Annotated in this window: 18 protein-coding genes and 2 riboswitches; of the genes, 17 read left to right on the plus strand and 1 reads right to left on the minus strand. The window is 39.3% G+C overall.

The features are described from left to right. Window positions 1-16: 16 nt before the first annotated feature. From atpA to BJL90_RS06570, 4 genes are all read left to right on the plus strand, one after another. Window positions 17-1,528, plus strand: a complete 1,512-nt coding sequence (atpA, locus tag BJL90_RS06555) for a F0F1 ATP synthase subunit alpha (RefSeq protein ID WP_070965582.1) — start codon at window positions 17-19, stop codon at window positions 1,526-1,528. Window positions 1,529-1,543: 15 nt separating this feature from the next. After that, window positions 1,544-2,416 carry an ATP synthase F1 subunit gamma gene (gene atpG / locus BJL90_RS06560; RefSeq protein ID WP_070965585.1) on the plus strand — a complete coding sequence of 291 codons (873 nt, stop codon included), beginning with the start codon at window positions 1,544-1,546 and terminating at the stop codon, window positions 2,414-2,416. Between the two features lie 66 nt (window positions 2,417-2,482). After that, a complete protein-coding gene (atpD, locus tag BJL90_RS06565) occupies window positions 2,483-3,880 on the plus strand; it encodes a F0F1 ATP synthase subunit beta (protein ID WP_070965587.1) in 1,398 nt (465 codons plus the stop codon). Window positions 3,881-3,897: 17 nt separating this feature from the next. Next, a complete protein-coding gene (locus BJL90_RS06570; RefSeq protein WP_070965589.1) occupies window positions 3,898-4,311 on the plus strand; it encodes a F0F1 ATP synthase subunit epsilon in 414 nt (137 codons plus the stop codon). A 32-nt stretch (window positions 4,312-4,343) separates the two neighbouring features. On the opposite strand, the gene BJL90_RS06575 is transcribed toward BJL90_RS06570, so the two are convergent. After that, window positions 4,344-4,751: a NusG domain II-containing protein gene (locus BJL90_RS06575; RefSeq protein ID WP_236905074.1), complete on the minus strand. Its 408-nt coding sequence runs from the start codon at window positions 4,749-4,751 to the stop codon at window positions 4,344-4,346. A 121-nt stretch (window positions 4,752-4,872) separates the two neighbouring features. Between BJL90_RS06575 and BJL90_RS06580 the strand changes: the two genes are divergently transcribed. The 13 genes from BJL90_RS06580 (at window position 4,873) to BJL90_RS06640 (ending at window position 15,924) form a co-directional block, all read left to right on the plus strand. Beyond that, window positions 4,873-5,424: a YueI family protein gene (locus BJL90_RS06580; RefSeq protein ID WP_070965592.1), complete on the plus strand. Its 552-nt coding sequence runs from the start codon at window positions 4,873-4,875 to the stop codon at window positions 5,422-5,424. 170 nt (window positions 5,425-5,594) lie between these two features. Further along, a complete protein-coding gene (locus tag BJL90_RS06585; protein WP_070965595.1) occupies window positions 5,595-6,419 on the plus strand; it encodes a YwmB family TATA-box binding protein in 825 nt (274 codons plus the stop codon). A 41-nt stretch (window positions 6,420-6,460) separates the two neighbouring features. Continuing rightward, the gene (gene murA, locus BJL90_RS06590; protein WP_070965598.1) at window positions 6,461-7,726 is read left to right on the plus strand and encodes a UDP-N-acetylglucosamine 1-carboxyvinyltransferase; all 1,266 of its coding nucleotides are present in this window, start codon (window positions 6,461-6,463) and stop codon (window positions 7,724-7,726) included. Between the two features lie 87 nt (window positions 7,727-7,813). Beyond that, entirely contained in the window at window positions 7,814-8,815 is a 1,002-nt protein-coding gene (spoIID, locus tag BJL90_RS06595) for a stage II sporulation protein D (RefSeq protein WP_070965602.1), read from the plus strand. A gap of 238 nt (window positions 8,816-9,053) precedes the next feature. Next, on the plus strand, window positions 9,054-9,917 hold the full coding sequence (locus tag BJL90_RS06600) for a M23 family metallopeptidase (RefSeq protein WP_070965605.1): 864 nt from the start codon (window positions 9,054-9,056) through the stop codon (window positions 9,915-9,917). A gap of 118 nt (window positions 9,918-10,035) precedes the next feature. Beyond that, window positions 10,036-10,305 (plus strand): sporulation transcriptional regulator SpoIIID, encoded by a 270-nt coding sequence (gene spoIIID / locus BJL90_RS06605; RefSeq protein WP_070965608.1) that lies wholly within the window; start codon window positions 10,036-10,038, stop codon window positions 10,303-10,305. A 155-nt stretch (window positions 10,306-10,460) separates the two neighbouring features. Continuing rightward, window positions 10,461-11,483 carry a rod shape-determining protein gene (gene mreB, locus BJL90_RS06610; RefSeq protein ID WP_070965611.1) on the plus strand — a complete coding sequence of 341 codons (1,023 nt, stop codon included), beginning with the start codon at window positions 10,461-10,463 and terminating at the stop codon, window positions 11,481-11,483. 86 nt (window positions 11,484-11,569) lie between these two features. Next, on the plus strand, window positions 11,570-12,652 hold the full coding sequence (locus BJL90_RS06615) for a flagellar hook-basal body protein (protein WP_070965614.1): 1,083 nt from the start codon (window positions 11,570-11,572) through the stop codon (window positions 12,650-12,652). A gap of 26 nt (window positions 12,653-12,678) precedes the next feature. After that, a complete protein-coding gene (gene flgG, locus BJL90_RS06620; protein WP_081561875.1) occupies window positions 12,679-13,473 on the plus strand; it encodes a flagellar basal-body rod protein FlgG in 795 nt (264 codons plus the stop codon). 33 nt (window positions 13,474-13,506) lie between these two features. Then, complete coding sequence (locus BJL90_RS06625; RefSeq protein ID WP_070965617.1) at window positions 13,507-13,818, plus strand: rod-binding protein; 312 nt, start codon at window positions 13,507-13,509, stop codon at window positions 13,816-13,818. An 81-nt stretch (window positions 13,819-13,899) separates the two neighbouring features. Beyond that, window positions 13,900-14,337 carry a 3-hydroxyacyl-ACP dehydratase FabZ gene (gene fabZ, locus BJL90_RS06630; RefSeq protein ID WP_070965620.1) on the plus strand — a complete coding sequence of 146 codons (438 nt, stop codon included), beginning with the start codon at window positions 13,900-13,902 and terminating at the stop codon, window positions 14,335-14,337. Between the two features lie 156 nt (window positions 14,338-14,493). After that, window positions 14,494-14,577, plus strand: a riboswitch (cyclic di-GMP riboswitch). A 119-nt stretch (window positions 14,578-14,696) separates the two neighbouring features. Beyond that, window positions 14,697-14,780: riboswitch (cyclic di-GMP riboswitch) on the plus strand. A 58-nt stretch (window positions 14,781-14,838) separates the two neighbouring features. Next, window positions 14,839-15,060 carry a hypothetical protein gene (locus tag BJL90_RS06635; RefSeq protein WP_070965623.1) on the plus strand — a complete coding sequence of 74 codons (222 nt, stop codon included), beginning with the start codon at window positions 14,839-14,841 and terminating at the stop codon, window positions 15,058-15,060. Window positions 15,061-15,225: 165 nt separating this feature from the next. Then, window positions 15,226-15,924, plus strand: a complete 699-nt coding sequence (locus BJL90_RS06640) for a YveK family protein (RefSeq protein ID WP_205684278.1) — start codon at window positions 15,226-15,228, stop codon at window positions 15,922-15,924. Window positions 15,925-15,941: the final 17 nt, after the last annotated feature.

Here is a 15,941-nt window from a genome sequence, read left to right on the forward strand (position 1 = left end):
TAGGGGTGATAGTCAGATGAATCTCAGACCTGAAGAGATAAGCTCGGTAATCAAAGAGCAAATTAAAAGATATGAAAACAAACTTGAGATGAAGGACGTTGGAACTGTTATTCAGGTTGGTGATGGGATAGCAAGGATTCATGGTCTAGAAAAGTGTATGGCTGGAGAACTTTTACAGTTTCCTGGTGAAGTTTACGGTATGACATTAAACCTAGAAGAAGATAACGTAGGATGTGTACTTTTGGGTTCAGATGATAATATCAAAGAAGGTGACATTGTAAAGCGTACTGAAAGAATCGTAGAGGTACCAGTAGGCGAGGCCCTTCTAGGTCGTGTTGTAAATGCTTTAGGTCAGCCAATAGATGGAAAAGGTCCTATCAACACCGATAAGTATAGAGAAGTTGAAAGAGTAGCTCCTGGTATCATTGCCAGAAAATCTGTACATGAACCATTACAAACAGGAATCAAAGCGATAGACTCTATGATTCCTATTGGTAGAGGTCAGAGGGAGTTAATCATCGGCGATAGACAGACAGGTAAAACTGCTATTGCTATTGATACCATTATCAATCAAAAAAATACTGACGTAATCTGTATCTATGTAGCTATTGGTCAGAAGAAATCTACCGTAGCACAAATTCAAGATACATTAGAAAAGAACGGTGCAATGGATTATACCATTATCGTATCAGCTACCGCCAGTGAATTGGCACCGTTACAATATCTTGCTCCTTACGCTGGGTGTGCAATGGGAGAAGAGTTTATGGAAAATGGCAAGCATGTATTGATTATCTATGATGATTTATCAAAACATGCGGTGGCTTATCGTGCCATGTCTCTGTTATTAAGACGTCCTCCAGGTCGTGAGGCTTACCCTGGAGATGTATTCTATCTACACAGTAGATTGTTGGAAAGAGCAGCAAAGTTGAGTGACGAAAGAGGCGCTGGTTCTTTAACAGCCTTACCATTGATTGAAACACAGGCAGGAGACGTTTCTGCTTATATTCCAACCAACGTTATCTCTATTACAGATGGACAAATCTTCCTAGAGTCTGAATTATTCTACTCCGGCGTTCGTCCTGCGGTTAATGCTGGTATCTCTGTATCCAGGGTTGGTGGTAATGCGCAAATTAAAGCCATGAAGAAGGTTGCAGGAAAGCTTCGTCTTGAGCTGGCACAGTACAGAGAATTGGCGGCTTTTGCACAGTTTGGTTCTGAGTTAGATAAAGAAACCCAAGCAAGACTTGCGCAAGGGGAAAGGATTGTTGAAGTACTAAAACAACCACAGTACCGTCCAGTGCCAGTAGAAAATCAAGTTATGATGATTTACGCTGTAACCAACAAATATCTTGCTGATATCGAGGTAGACCAGGTAGGCGAGTTTGAAAAACAATTCCTAGAGTTTGTCAATGGCCAGTATGCGGAAATCGGTAAAACCATTGTAGAAACTGGTAAATTAGAAGGTGATATAGAAGAGAAGTTAAAGGCAGCGCTAGAGGAGTTCAAGAAGAAGTTTAAGGCCCAATAGTCGGGAGGTGATACATTGGCTGGACTAGGAATGCGGGATATTAAAAGACGTATTAAAAGTGTTAACAGTACAAAGCAGATTACAAAGGCGATGGAACTAGTTTCTTCGGCAAAGTTAAGAAAAGCTAGAGAGGGTTTAGAAAAAACAAAACCTTACTTTAGTACCATAGGAAGAACGGTTGAAGAAATTATCTCCTCCACAAAAGGAATACAACATGCGTTTTTGAAGCAAAGAGAAGTGAAAAAGACAGGTTATATCGTCATCACTGCCGATAGAGGCTTGTGTGGTGGATACAATACAAATGTTATCAAAACCACAGTAAATCATATGGAGACAAAAGGTAAGACATCTGTTATTGTCATCGGCCAAAAAGGGAGAGACTTCTTCAAGAAGCGTGGATATGACTTAGACGGAGAATTTACCCATATCTCAGAGAGTCCTACCTTTGCAGATGCTCAAAGTATAGGAAATCTAGCCACAGAGCTATATAAACAGGAATTGGTAGATGAAGTGTACTTAGTATACACGGAGTTTTTAAGTACGATTAATCAAAAGCCAAAAGTCACAAAGCTTCTGCCTATAGAATTATCAGAAGAAAGTGCTAAAAATGTCAAGCCTAAAGAGGATGAAGAGTTCATGTCTTATGAACCATCTCCTGAGGCAGTACTGAGCTACTTAATTCCTAAGTATATCGAGAGTATGATTTATGGTGCTTTGGTGGAGTCTGCTACCAGTGAGCAGGGCGCTAGAAGGGTAGCGATGGAAAGTGCTACGGATAATGCTACGGAAATGATTGGAGATTTACAACTACAATACAACCGTGCAAGACAAGCCTCCATCACACAAGAAATTGCAGAAATTGTTGGGGGAGCAGAGGCACTAAAATAAAGAAAAGATGCAGGATCGAATAGAAGAAGGGTAGTATTTAATTTCTTATGACAGGGAGGTAACAGAATGCCTGAAGCAAATGTAGGTAAATTGGTACAAATCATTGGACCAGTTGTAGATATAAAATTCAGCAGTGACAACCTACCGGCCCTATTGAACGCTATTGTAATAGAGGGTAAAGACCACAAGGTTACAGTAGAAGTAGCACAACATATTGGGGATGATACTGTAAGATGCGTTGCCATGAGTTCTACTGAAGGATTGGTAAGAGGTATGGATGCGACAGATACAGGGGCTCCAATTACTGTGCCGGTAGGAAAGGCAACATTAGGTAGAATATTTAATGTATTGGGAGAAGTAGTGGATGAAAAGGAAGATGTGAAATCTAAGTTCCATTCTCCAATTCACCGTGCGGCTCCTAGTTTTGAAGAGCAGGAAGCATCAACTGAGATTCTTGAAACAGGAATCAAGGTTGTTGACTTAATCGCTCCTTATGCAAAGGGTGGAAAAATCGGTCTTTTTGGCGGTGCTGGGGTTGGTAAAACAGTATTGATTATGGAATTAATCAACAACATCGCAAAAGAACACGGTGGACTTTCTGTATTTGCAGGGGTTGGTGAGAGAACAAGAGAAGGAAACGACCTTTATCATGAAATGATTGAATCTGGCGTTATTGATAAGACAACACTTGTATATGGTCAGATGAATGAACCGCCAGGAGCTAGAATGAGGGTTGGACTTACAGGACTTACTATGGCAGAATACTTCAGAGATCAAGAAGGCCAAGACGTACTTTTATTTATAGACAATATCTTCCGATTTACACAAGCCGGTAGTGAGGTTTCAGCGCTGTTGGGTCGTATGCCAAGTGCCGTTGGTTATCAGCCTACACTGGCAACGGAGATGGGAGCATTACAGGAACGTATTACTTCTACAAAGAAGGGATCTATTACCTCGGTACAAGCAGTATATGTACCTGCCGATGACTTAACAGACCCTGCTCCAGCTACAACCTTTGCCCACTTGGATGCAACAACCGTACTTTCTCGACAGATTTCTGAGTTGGGTATCTATCCAGCGGTGGATCCATTGGACTCCAACTCAAGAATCCTTGACCCTGCTGTTGTAGGACAAGAACATTACGAGGTTGCCCGTGGGGTACAGGCAGTATTACAAAGATATAAAGAACTTCAAGATATTATTGCAATCCTTGGTATGGATGAGCTTTCTGATGAGGATAAACTTACAGTTGCTCGTGCCAGAAAAATTCAGCGTTTCCTATCACAGCCTTTCCATGTTGCAGAACAGTTTACAGGAATGGCTGGAAAGTATGTTCCAATTAAAGAAAGCATCAGAGGATTTAAAGAAATTTTGGAAGGTAAGCATGATGACTTACCAGAATCAGCTTTTCTATTTGTAGGAACCATAGAGGAAGCAAGAGAGAACGCAAAAAGAAGCGAATAAGGGAAGTAGGTGATAAAATGGCTTCCAAGTTTCATCTAGATATCGTGACCCCCGATAGAACCTTCTACAACGATGAAGTAGAAATGACAGTGGTACGAACCTCTGAAGGAGATCTAGGAATTATGAATGATCATATTTCTATGGTGGCACCTATAAAAATCGGGAAGATGAAAATAAAAGTAGACGGTAACACCAAGGAGGCTGCTATTGCTGCTGGTTTTGTAAAGATAGAACAAGGCAAAACCACCATCATTGTGGATGCAGCAGAATGGCCGGAGGAAATTGATGTAAGAAGGGCAGAAGAAGCGAAACAAAGGGCTGAAAAACGATTGGGAGACAGTCGTGAAAATATCGACCTTGTAAGAGCAGAAATTGCTTTAAGAAAAGCCATCAATAGACTAGAAGTGGTACAAAGTTCAAAAAGTAGATAAAAACAAAGCAGGGATTTTCCTGCTTTGTTTTTTTACTGTACAATGATATCAAAAGGTAGTTCCTCTTCTTCTGTTTCTTCAATAGCAATATACATTTTGATGGGAAGACTAACAATCATTTGATAAGGTTCTCGAATCCAACCCATATCTGCATGAATCGATAGTGGAGAAATCTCATCTGGTAATCTATGAAGTCTTACATAACCATCCTTTGTTTCCAGCCTACCGGTATATTCTACATTATTTACTGTAAAAGGAAACTCAATAAATTCCGATTCCTCATGTTCCTCTAAGGGAAAGCGATGAATCACTTCTCCGTCTAAATAAACAACAATCATTTTTCCGTTTTCACCAGAGGTCAAAAGCTTTGGTATGGTGAAAATAGAAACGATGCTTAATATAAAAACCATAATAATCAATACAACGTCTGCTTTTGTCATGATTTTCACAGTAAAAACCTCCATTCAATCGGGGTCTACATAATTCCATAAATTTTATTATATACTATTTTATATAGCTTTACAAACCCAATTAAATGAAGCGAATAGGATGTGAAAAAGTATGTCAGAAAAAAATGAATTAGAAAGAACCATAGAATATGCTTTAAATGGTGTGCCAGAAATTAAAATCAAAGAAAAAAGAAAATGGTTAGGAGAATTCAGGGAAAGAGTTGTTTTAGGTTTAACCATGCAGCAAGCACAAAAAATGGAGGCCCTCAATACCGTCAAAGAAGGCTTAAGGGATCCTATGGCAGAAATGTTGATTGTCAATAATAATATGCCTATAGAAACTACTGCTAAATATATGAAGATAGCAAAGGAAATGAACAAAGAATACAAATCTGTGGCTACAGAGCATGAAGAAGCGATGGGGGTGGTGTTGGCAAGTCGTAGTGCCGTAGATAGAGAGGACGTCACGCCAGAAATTAAAGAACTGCCAGAAAAGTTTCATCATGTTAAACATAAGGAACTATGCAGTAAATGTTATGAAGAGCTACAACGCTTGTCTCCAGAGGCAGCAAAGGAATTTAAAAAGCTTTCTTTTGTAGATAAGGTGATCGGCCTTTACTGCGGTGCTTGTGGCTGGCAGGAGGATGGCGGGCCCCTTATGTAAAGAAAAAATATAGAAAAACTGTATATCCCCTTTTTTTTCTGTCAATAATGAAACTACAAAGGGAAGAGATAAAGTTGTAGTAAAGATGTTTTTCGTCCCCCTTTAACATCATACTTACATACTTACATCTCTTCTCTTTTCTTATGAATTTTTAGAAGGGAAAGAAACCTATGAAAAAATTTTATAAAACAGCACTTATCCTTACGTTTTTTCTAAGCTTTTTTTATATAGCCTCTGCTTTTACAGCGACAGAAAAAAAACATGCACCTTCTGAGGATGTCATCATAACATTTATTAAGAATACTGGTGCAGATATTATAGAATCCAATGTCACTACAACTTTAGAAGTACTAGATACATTTTGGACAGAAGAAGAAGTCATGAGGATCAAAGAAGAGCTAAAAAAGGCGTTAGCACTTCAAGAAAAAACAGAAGAACTTCTACCACAGGGAGATCAACTGCTTTCTGATGACCAGCCTGCTGGGACCAACAGCCTATTTATATATCAACAACTGGATGCTGAGGTTAATGAAATGATTGGCGCTACTAGAAATGAAGAGGGAGATATGATTACATTTAAAATTTACTCGACAAAGGCTTCTGAAGAAAAATCCTCGTATATTATTATTGACATCATACAAAATAAAAGGTATAAAGATATAGTGGAGAAAAGTAATCAAAGTCAAGCAATACTACGAAAATATGGGGAAACAATAGAAACTACCATGAATTTTGTGGGAACCTATGATAAAAAGTTGTCGAAGATAGAAGGAAAAAGCAAAATAGATGCCATGATCCATTCCGTAAAGGGTAGAAAAGTTGAAGAAGTTATAGAGGAATCCTATATAAGTACTACGATATACACCCCCCTGATCCCGCAAACAATACAGTACGGCGACAAAATGGTAAACCTTCATTTAGCAATGCGATACAACGATTACGAAGGAAAAACTTATTTATATGTTGCGAATCCTTTGATTACCCTGACCTACTAACCAAATTGTATTTTGGCAGCTATGGAAAGTGAGGAGTAAAATTGGCAAAAATAGTCGTTGAAAAAAGTCAACCATTAAAAGGTACAGTCCGAGTCAGTGGAGCAAAAAATTCTGTACTACCTATTTTAGCAGCATCGTTGCTGGCTACAGAAAAATGTTTATTAGAGGATGTACCTCCTTTAAGAGATGTAGACGTTATTTGTGAAGTATTAGCTACCTTGGGGGCTGATATAAAAAGATTAAATAGAGAACAAATCGAAATAAGAGCCCATAAAATTGATGATTTCGAAGCCCCTTATGAGCTGATTAGAAAAATGAGGGCTTCCTTCCTTGTAATGGGACCGCTTTTGGCCCGAATGGGTAAGGCAAGGATTTCTATGCCAGGAGGTTGTGCTATTGGAACCAGACCCATTGACTTGCACTTAAAGGGTTTCAAAGCGTTAGGAGCTACAATTACACTAGGTCATGGCTTTGTGGAAGCAAAGGCAGACAAATTAATAGGCAACAAAATTTATTTGGATTTTCCTAGTGTAGGCGCTACAGAAAACATTATGATGGCAGCAGTTTTGGCTGAAGGACAAACCATTATTGAAAATGCTGCAGAAGAGCCAGAAATAACGGATCTTGCAAACTTTTTGAACAAAATGGGCGCTCAAATCAAAGGTGCAGGCACTGATACCATAAAGATCACAGGGGTAGAAAAATTAACCGGCACCACCCACACTGTCATCCCTGACAGAATTGAAGCTGGGACCTATATGGTGGCAGCAGCGATGACGGGAGGAAATGTCCTTGTGGATAATGCAGAGGCGGATCATTTAAAACCGATTATTGCCAAATTAAGAGAAAGCGATGTAGAGATTTATGAAGAGGGAAATGGTTTAAGAGTGATCGGTCCTAAACGATTGAAACCAGTAGATATCAAGACATTGCCTTATCCAGGCTTTCCTACAGATATGCAGGCACAGTTTATGGCATTGTTAAGTGTAGCGGAGGGCACCAGTGTTATTATTGAAACAGTATTTGAAAATCGATTCATGCATGTCAGTGAACTAAAACGAATGGGTGCTGACGTAAAAATAGAGGGTCGCAGCGCCATTATAGAAGGGCAAAAAGTTTTAACCGGAGCGCCGGTGAAGGCCACAGACCTTAGGGCAGGAGCAGCTTTGATTTTAGCTGGTTTAGTATCAGAAGGAAGAACCGAAATCACCAACATTGAACATATCCAACGGGGTTATGTGGATGTAGAAAAAAAATTCAGAGGCTTAGGCGCCAATGTATATAGAGTAGAAGAAGAGACAAAGTAGTTCTAAAACCTTCATTTTCAGCATATACCTTATTGATGATAAAGATCATTGAAGGATGATCAAACTTACAATAAGGGGAAATGCCGAATGAAGGGTATTTTTTTTGCCTGTATCATGTTTTTAGCCACCACCCTTTTTTTACCGATGTTTATTTTAAATAGCTGCGATATGGAGGTGCCTTTGAGGAAAACCCCTATTGTAGAAGAAATACGAGAATCCGATATGAAAATCCATGTTTATAACCATGAGACAAAGGAAATCATGGAGCTATATTTAGAAGAATACATTACACAGGTGGTGGCAGCAGAAATGCCAGGTAGCTTTGAACTGGAGGCATTGAAGGCGCAAGCGGTGGCGGCTAGAACCTATGCTATTTGGCGCCAAAGCATTTACGGAGAAGAGGGACATCCCTCCCATCCGGGAGCCAGTATTTGTACCAGTCATGCCCACTGTCAGGAATGGTTGTCGATGGAAGAACTGACAAATCGACACGGTAGAAAGTGGAAAAATGAGTATCTGCCTAAAATACAAGAGGCGGTTTTCTCCACAGCAGGCGTTATCATGACCTATAACATGCAGCCTATTGAGCCCCTGTATCACTCCACCAGTGGAGGAAAAACAGAGAACTCTGAAGATGTATTTGCCTCAGCATTGCCCTATTTAAGGAGTGTTTCCAGCCCTTATGAAGAGAGATCCCCCGTATTGGTGGATCAAAAAGAGGTCTCTATAGATGCCTTTATAAATAGTATGAAGAGCAAAGATAGGGATATTCAGATCAATACAAACAATATTGCTTCTCAAATAAAGATTTTAGAAAGAAACCAGGGTGGAAGCATAAAAACCATCCAAATCGGTAACAAAATCTTCACAGGGTCTGAAATACGACAGTTGTTTGATTTGAGATCAGCGGATTTTTCCGTAGATGTTGATAGAAATCATATTACCTTTACCACAAGGGGTTATGGTCACGGAGTAGGTATGAGCCAGTGGGGAGCAAATGGCATGGCGGAAGAAGGCAAAACCTACAAGGAAATACTAAAACACTATTATCAAGGGGTCACTCTAAGCAAACTCACCAGCTATCAGTAACATAGCGACATGGGCATGGTTAGCGAAGTCATGGGGACAGTTCGAGGGTTTTGAGGCATAGCGAAGTCATGGGGACGGTTCGAGCGTTTCCGAAGCGTAGCGAAGGACCGAAGGGAAAACGATGGAACTGTCCCCGTGGCGTAGCGATGTTATAGCACAAAAAAATTACAATTCCATCCCCAACTGTATGTATAAATTGCTACAAACAGGCGATAATTACAGGTGGAGGTGGAATTGTATGTCTTTTCAAAATAATAATAATAACAATGGAAAAAAAGAAAAAAAATCCCTTGATAAGTTTTTAGACAAGCAAGGGTTTTACCTTATCTTGTTACTGTGCGTTTCACTAGTTTTAGTAACAGCAGTTTGGGTATCAAGACAGGAAAATGATTTTCTTGCAGAGAAGACACCGGAGAATTTAGAAGAAGATTTTAATAGGGTAGAAGTAACCTTGGTAGAGGATGATACAGAAGCTGATGAAGATGTTCAAGAAACAGCACTACAACAAAAACCTAATGAGGAAGCAGAATTAAAGGAAAGTCCTAAGAAGATGCCACAGAAAGAAAATGAGGCAGAACCAGAAGAAGCAAGGGTAAAAGAGATAAAGGTAGAGGAACCAAAATCACAAGAAGTAAAGCCAGAAGAAGCAAAACCAGAGGAAGTCAAACCAAATCCTGCGTCAACTTCTACGATTATGATTCAACCAGTAATCGGCAAGTTAGGCTTGCCTTATGCGATGGATCATTTGGTATATCATGAAACTTTAGCCCACTGGAGTACCCATGATGGCATAGATATCCATGCAGAGGAGGGAGCCCCTGTAAGAGCTGTGCTAGATGGGGAAGTTGTAGAAGTCCTCAATGATACGATTATGGGTATCACCATTACCCTTTTACATGATGAAGATTTGCTTACCAGATATAGTAATCTATCCACAGATGCTATGGTGAAGGTAGGACAGACGGTGACAAAAGGGCAGGTCATTAGCGGCGTAGGCAGAACTGCTGCTTTAAAGACGGCAGAAGGTCCTTTGTTACATTTCCAAGTACTAGAAGATGGTAGAGCAGTAGATCCCCAAAGTTATTTACCAAAAATGAACTAATTTTCGATGAGGAGCAAAAATTCTTTGCTCCTTTTAAATATTGATAAAATAGCAATTCTAAACCTTCACTTTCCCTCATATTATAAAATAAGACGCAAAGCAGAGGGGGGTCACAAAGTTGAAGGACTATATAGAAAAACGAGTAATAGAAATAGCTCGTTACATCATCGAAGAAGAATCTACCGTTAGACAAACCGCTCGTGTATTTGGAGTTAGTAAAAGTACTGTCCATAAAGATGTTACAGAAAGACTTCCGAAGATAAACCCTCTAGTGGCAAATCAAGTAAAAAATATACTTGAAGTAAACAAAGCCGAACGACATATAAGGGGCGGTAGAGCCACAAAGATAAAATATAAGGGCGATAGAACTGCTGAAGCCAAAGGTTAAAGTCTCCTGTGATCACAGGAGATTTTTTGTGTGAATTGTGAATAAAGAAAAAAATAGGGAAAAAAGTCAAAAATAAAAAAGGGTTTTTCTAAACCCTTATAGAACTAATAAAGTTGAGTATCATAACTAAAACAAAAAGTGAAGGTGGGGGAAAAATGTTCGGATTCAGTTCAGATATAGGCATTGACTTGGGAACCGCCAGCGTACTGGTTTTTGTAAAGGGTAGAGGTATTGTTTTGCAAGAACCATCGGTGGTAGCTATTGATAAAAATACAAATAGTATCTTAGCAGTAGGACAAGATGCTAGAAAAATGTTAGGAAGAACACCAGGAAATATCGTAGCTATACGGCCCCTAAAGGACGGTGTTATTTCTGATTACAACGTTACAGAAAAAATGTTGAAATACTTTATAAATAAAACAGTGGGAAAAAAATGGATATTTAAACCAAAAATCATTGTATGCGTCCCTAGCGGCGTAACAGAAGTAGAAAAAAGAGCAGTTATTGATGCCACAAATGAAGCTGGTGCGAGAGCAACCTACCTTATTGAGGAACCCATTGCAGCTGCTATAGGGGCAGGTTTGGACATTGCCCAAGCCAATGGGCATATGATTGTAGATATTGGTGGGGGGACCACAGATGTTGCTGTAATTTCTCTTGGAGGGATTGTTGTCAGCAATTCCATCAAAGTAGCCGGCGACAAATTCGACGAAGCAATTATTCGCTATATGAGAAAGAAACACAATATTATGATTGGTGAGAGAACAGCAGAAGAGATGAAAATCAACATCGGAGGAGCTAACAAAAGGGATGAAGAGATCAAGATGAATGTAAGAGGAAGAAATCTTGTCTCTGGTTTACCTGTGAATATAGAAGTAGGCAGCCACGAAATGGCAGAGGCGTTGGAGGAAAGTGTTATGGCTATCGCTGATACTGTCCATTCCGTTTTAGAAAAAACACCACCGGAGCTGGCTTCAGATATTGCAGACCAGGGAATTGTGATGACTGGTGGTGGGGCTCTGTTGTGGGGCTTCGATAAACTCATCTCAGATCGAACAGGGATTGCTGTAAGGGTGGCGGAGGATGCTATTTCCTGCGTGGCAAAGGGAACAGGACAAGCACTGGATTCCTTGCAAATCCTAGAAGGTGATATGAGGATGAAAAGATCTAGAAGATAAAAACTGAAGAAAACCTAAAGATTTCATCAAAGATAGCCGATAAATACAGAAGTAGGATATGACCTTAAAAAGTGGAGTGAAGGAATATGCTAAGAGGACTTTATACAGCTGTATCAGCCATGCAAACAACACAAAAAAAATTAGACGTAGCTTCTAATAATATGGCCAATGTCAATACTACCGGGTTTAAAAAGGATGTTTTAATCTCAGAATCCTTTCCAGAAGTGTTGATAAAGAAAATCAATGGAGACTTACCGGCAGAACCTTATATAAGGACACTGCAGGTAGAGGTAGAGAAGGATGGAGAAGGTTTTCTTTTGTCTACAGAGGGGGGCTACTTTATGGCGGAGGGTCCTTTAGGAACGAGTCACAGCTCCTTTACTAGCTTTGCAGTAGATGAAGAGGGTTATTTAAAAACCTTTACCAGGGACGTTCATGGGAAAATAGATACGACAGAGGGCAATTACATATTAGATGCCGGAGGCAATAGAATTTTGGTGGAGGGAAATGACATAGAAATTAGCCAACAGGGACAAGTCGTAACCAATGGACAGGTGGTGGCCAACCTAGTTACTCGACCTGGCTTCAATACAATAGGAACCATCAACAGCGGTCTGAGGATGGAGAAGATTCAAACCTATTTTACGCAGGGGGCTATGGAGGAGACGGGTAATTCTCTGGATCTGGCCATAGAAGGCAACGGTTTTTTTAAAGTGAACACGCCTATGGGGGAAATGTATACCCGAAATGGTAACTTCAGCTTAAATAATAATGGAGAAATCATCACAAAAGAAGGCTACTATCTCATGGGACAATTTGGTTCGATTCTTCTAGCGGAGGACTTTGATATAAAAGACTTCAGAATAGGAGAAGATGGGGCGGTTATTTTAAATGATCAAGTGATTGATATGATCGAGACCGTCAACATTACCAATGTAAATGCATTAAGAAAATATGGAGAAGGCTATTATACAGTAGCAGCAGAAGTGGAGGCGGAGCCTTTTGAAGGAAGAATCCTGCAAGGTTATTTAGAGGCTTCTAATATTAATCCTGTGGCAGAGATGGTGAACATGATTACGGTATTAAGACTTTATGAGTCCAACCAAAAAGTAGTACAGGCCTATGATGAAATTTTACAAAAGGCGGCAAATGAGATAGGAAGAGTTTAGAGGATAAGACTAGGAGGGATGTATAAGTGCGTGCTTTATGGACAGCGGCTTCAGGTATGAAATCACAGCAATTAAGCGTAGATACAATTGCCAACAACCTGGCAAATGTGAATACCACCGGCTACAAAAGACAAAAGGTAGAGTTTAAAGATCTATTGTATGCCACCATAAGAAAAAGTGACTTAAATGAAGGTGTAGGTAGCCCAGTGAATCTACAGGTTGGGCATGGGGTTATGCCGATGGCAACCTCCAGAGTCTTTACCACTGGTAATTTAGAAGCTACAGCAAATCCATTTGACTTAGCGATAGAAGGAGAAGGATTTTTTGTTGTAGAAACTCCTACAGGAGAATTGCGCTACACAAGAGATGGTAATTTTAAGCTTAGCGTAGATTTTGATGAAACACGATTGGTTACTGCCGATGGCTATACCGTATTATCAGAATTTGATGATGAGATTGTCTTTATGGAGGGAATCAGCAATATTAATATTTCTGAAACAGGATTAATTACTGGAGAAAATGAAGATGGAGAGATCGAAGAAATCACTACCATTAAACTGGTGAAGTTTCTAAACCCTGAAGGCTTAGAGGCTGTAGGAAAAAACCTATATAAAGCTACTGTTGCATCAGGCGAAGAAATCCCTATGGAGGATGAAAATCGAACCAGCACCATCAGACAAGGTTACCTTGAAACCTCAAATGTTCAGATTGTCGATGAAATGGTACGAATGATTACTGCGCAAAGAGCTTATGAAATCAACTCTAAGGCAATACAAACCTCAGACGATATGTTGAGTATGGCAAATAATCTTAAGCGATAGTAGAGAAAGGGCCTTTTAGGGAGGAAAACTTTTATGAAGATCAATGATCACATGCTGCAAATCACTAACCCTCAAAAAATTGAAAATAAAAACCTTACAGAAGATCCTAAAAAACTCATGGAGGCATGCAAAGAATTTGAAGCTATCTTCTTGAATATGATGATGCAACAGATGAGAAGAACTGTCACGGAGGATAGCTTTATAGAAAAAAGCTATGGACGAGAAATTTACGAAGGAATGCAGGATGAAGAGATCGCCAAGGAGATGGCAAGAGGTGAAGGAATTGGTCTTGCCAAGCAACTCTATCAACAGCTATCTAGAAATATCAAAACCTCCCCTGAGTAGATTTTGAAAAATATTTTTTGCTTAGATTTCATATACTATGTAGCGTGGAACCGTCCCCGTGGCGTAGAAAGGAGGAAACATATGGAATTAAATATCACAGAAATCCAAAAAAGGATTCCTCACCGATATCCTTTTTTATTAGTAGATAAGATTATAGAAATAGAAGAGGGGAAATCAGCCGTAGGCATAAAAAACGTCACCATGAACGAACCCTTTTTCCAAGGGCACTTTCCTCAGATGCCTCTCATGCCGGGGGTATTGATGGTGGAGGCTTTAGCTCAGGTGGCAGGTATCATCTGTGGCGGTTTAGAGGAAAACCAGGGGAAAATAGGGGTTTTTACCGGGATAGATAACTGTAAAATTAGAAGGCAAGTAGTACCAGGGGATGTTTTAAGGCTGGAAGTGAATATTACAGCTTTTAGAAGAGGCATCGTTAAAGCAGAAGGAAAAGCCTATGTAGGAGAAGAATTAGCTTGTTCTGCAAATTTGAGTTTTGCTATGATTGCTGAAAATCAATAGGATAAATACCGTAATCAACGGTATTTTTTTTTGCAAAATAACAAATGTCTAAAAATGTCGAAAAAAGATAAAAAAAAGCATATGATTTTTATAGCAAAAATAAAATGATGATGGTATAATATGGTTAAATAATGTTAAGCAAGACAAATTAAAAGCGATAGCGTTGGAGGCAATGAAAAATTCTCTTCATGTGGGCACCTTGAGAATTTTGAGCCAGTGGTGCACCCGACCAGCAATTAATTCAGTTAATTGGTGGTTTTTTTATGTTTATATCAAAAGAAGGGGAAGTAAGTCTCGTGGTTCTTAAAACCAGGGCAAAACTAATCTGATGTAATAGGGTAATTTCATAAGAAAAACTTAATAAAGTTGGAGGCAATGAAAAATTCTCTTCATGTGGGCACCTTGAGAATTTTGAGCCAGTGGTGCACCCGGCCGGCAATTAATTGAATGAATTGGTGGTTTTTGTTTTGCAAAAAAAGATGAATGAGAGGAGATGAAATTATGGTACAAAGAAAAAAGTTTAAAAAAACTGGCTGGAACTGGTATGCATGTATCTTCAATATGTTTTGGTATTACAAGCAAGGGATTATTGACAAAGCCATTATTATGACCATTATTGTCCTGCTTTCCTTTGGAACTGGAATCATCCCTATAGCATTCTATTGTGGCACAAAAGGCAATGAAGATCGATACAGACAAATGCAAAAGCAAATCACTGTATAACTGCCTCGTTAAAGAGATTACAGCCCGTGGCGTAGAAAAAACAAATTGGATACAAATGGAAAAATGTTCTTTGAAAATTTTATAATAAAAAAGAGGAAATTCCCTACTTATGTAGAAAATATTTAAGGAATGCAAAAGTGAAAGAGCGAAAGGATGAAGCAGAATATGAAGGACCAAGAAATGGAGTTGGAACTGGACTTAAGGGAATATATTCATATTATTCAAAAACGTTTTTGGCTTATTGTCATTATCACTGTATTAGCTATGTTGACCAGTGGTGTCATAAGCTATTATGTTTTAGATCCCATCTATCAAGCTTCTACCACCATCATGGTAGGGAAACCTCAAAGTGAATCAGAGCTAGGGCAGTTGCAGCTTCAAGATTTGAATTTAAACCTGCGCCTAGCAAAAACCTATGGAGAGATTGTTAAGAGCAGAAGTGTGTCTCAAGAAGTAATACGGGAAATGAACTTAGACCTGACACCAGAGCAGCTTACAAGTAAAACTACTGTAGACCTGGTAAGGGATACAGAGTTTATTACCATCAAGGTAACAGATACAGATCCTCAGTTGGCAGCAGATATCGCTAACAACTTGTCAAAAACCTTCAAAAAATACGTTATGCAGATTATGAGGGTAGACAACGTACAAGTGTTGGATGCAGCAGTAGTACCAATGTCGCCTATCAAGCCAAGAAAACAACTAAACATAGCGATTGCCGGGGTACTGGGTTTGATGTTTAGCTTGTTTTTAGTGTTTTTAATGGAATACTTAGATAATACGATTAAAACTCCTGAAGATATACAAAGACACTTAAACCTAAATATCATAGGAGCAATACCCGCCATGAGGGAAGAGGACTAGAGGAGGAACTAGCATAT

Source organism: Clostridium formicaceticum (assembly GCF_001854185.1).
Classification (GTDB): domain Bacteria; phylum Bacillota; class Clostridia; order Peptostreptococcales; family Natronincolaceae; genus Andreesenella; species Andreesenella formicacetica.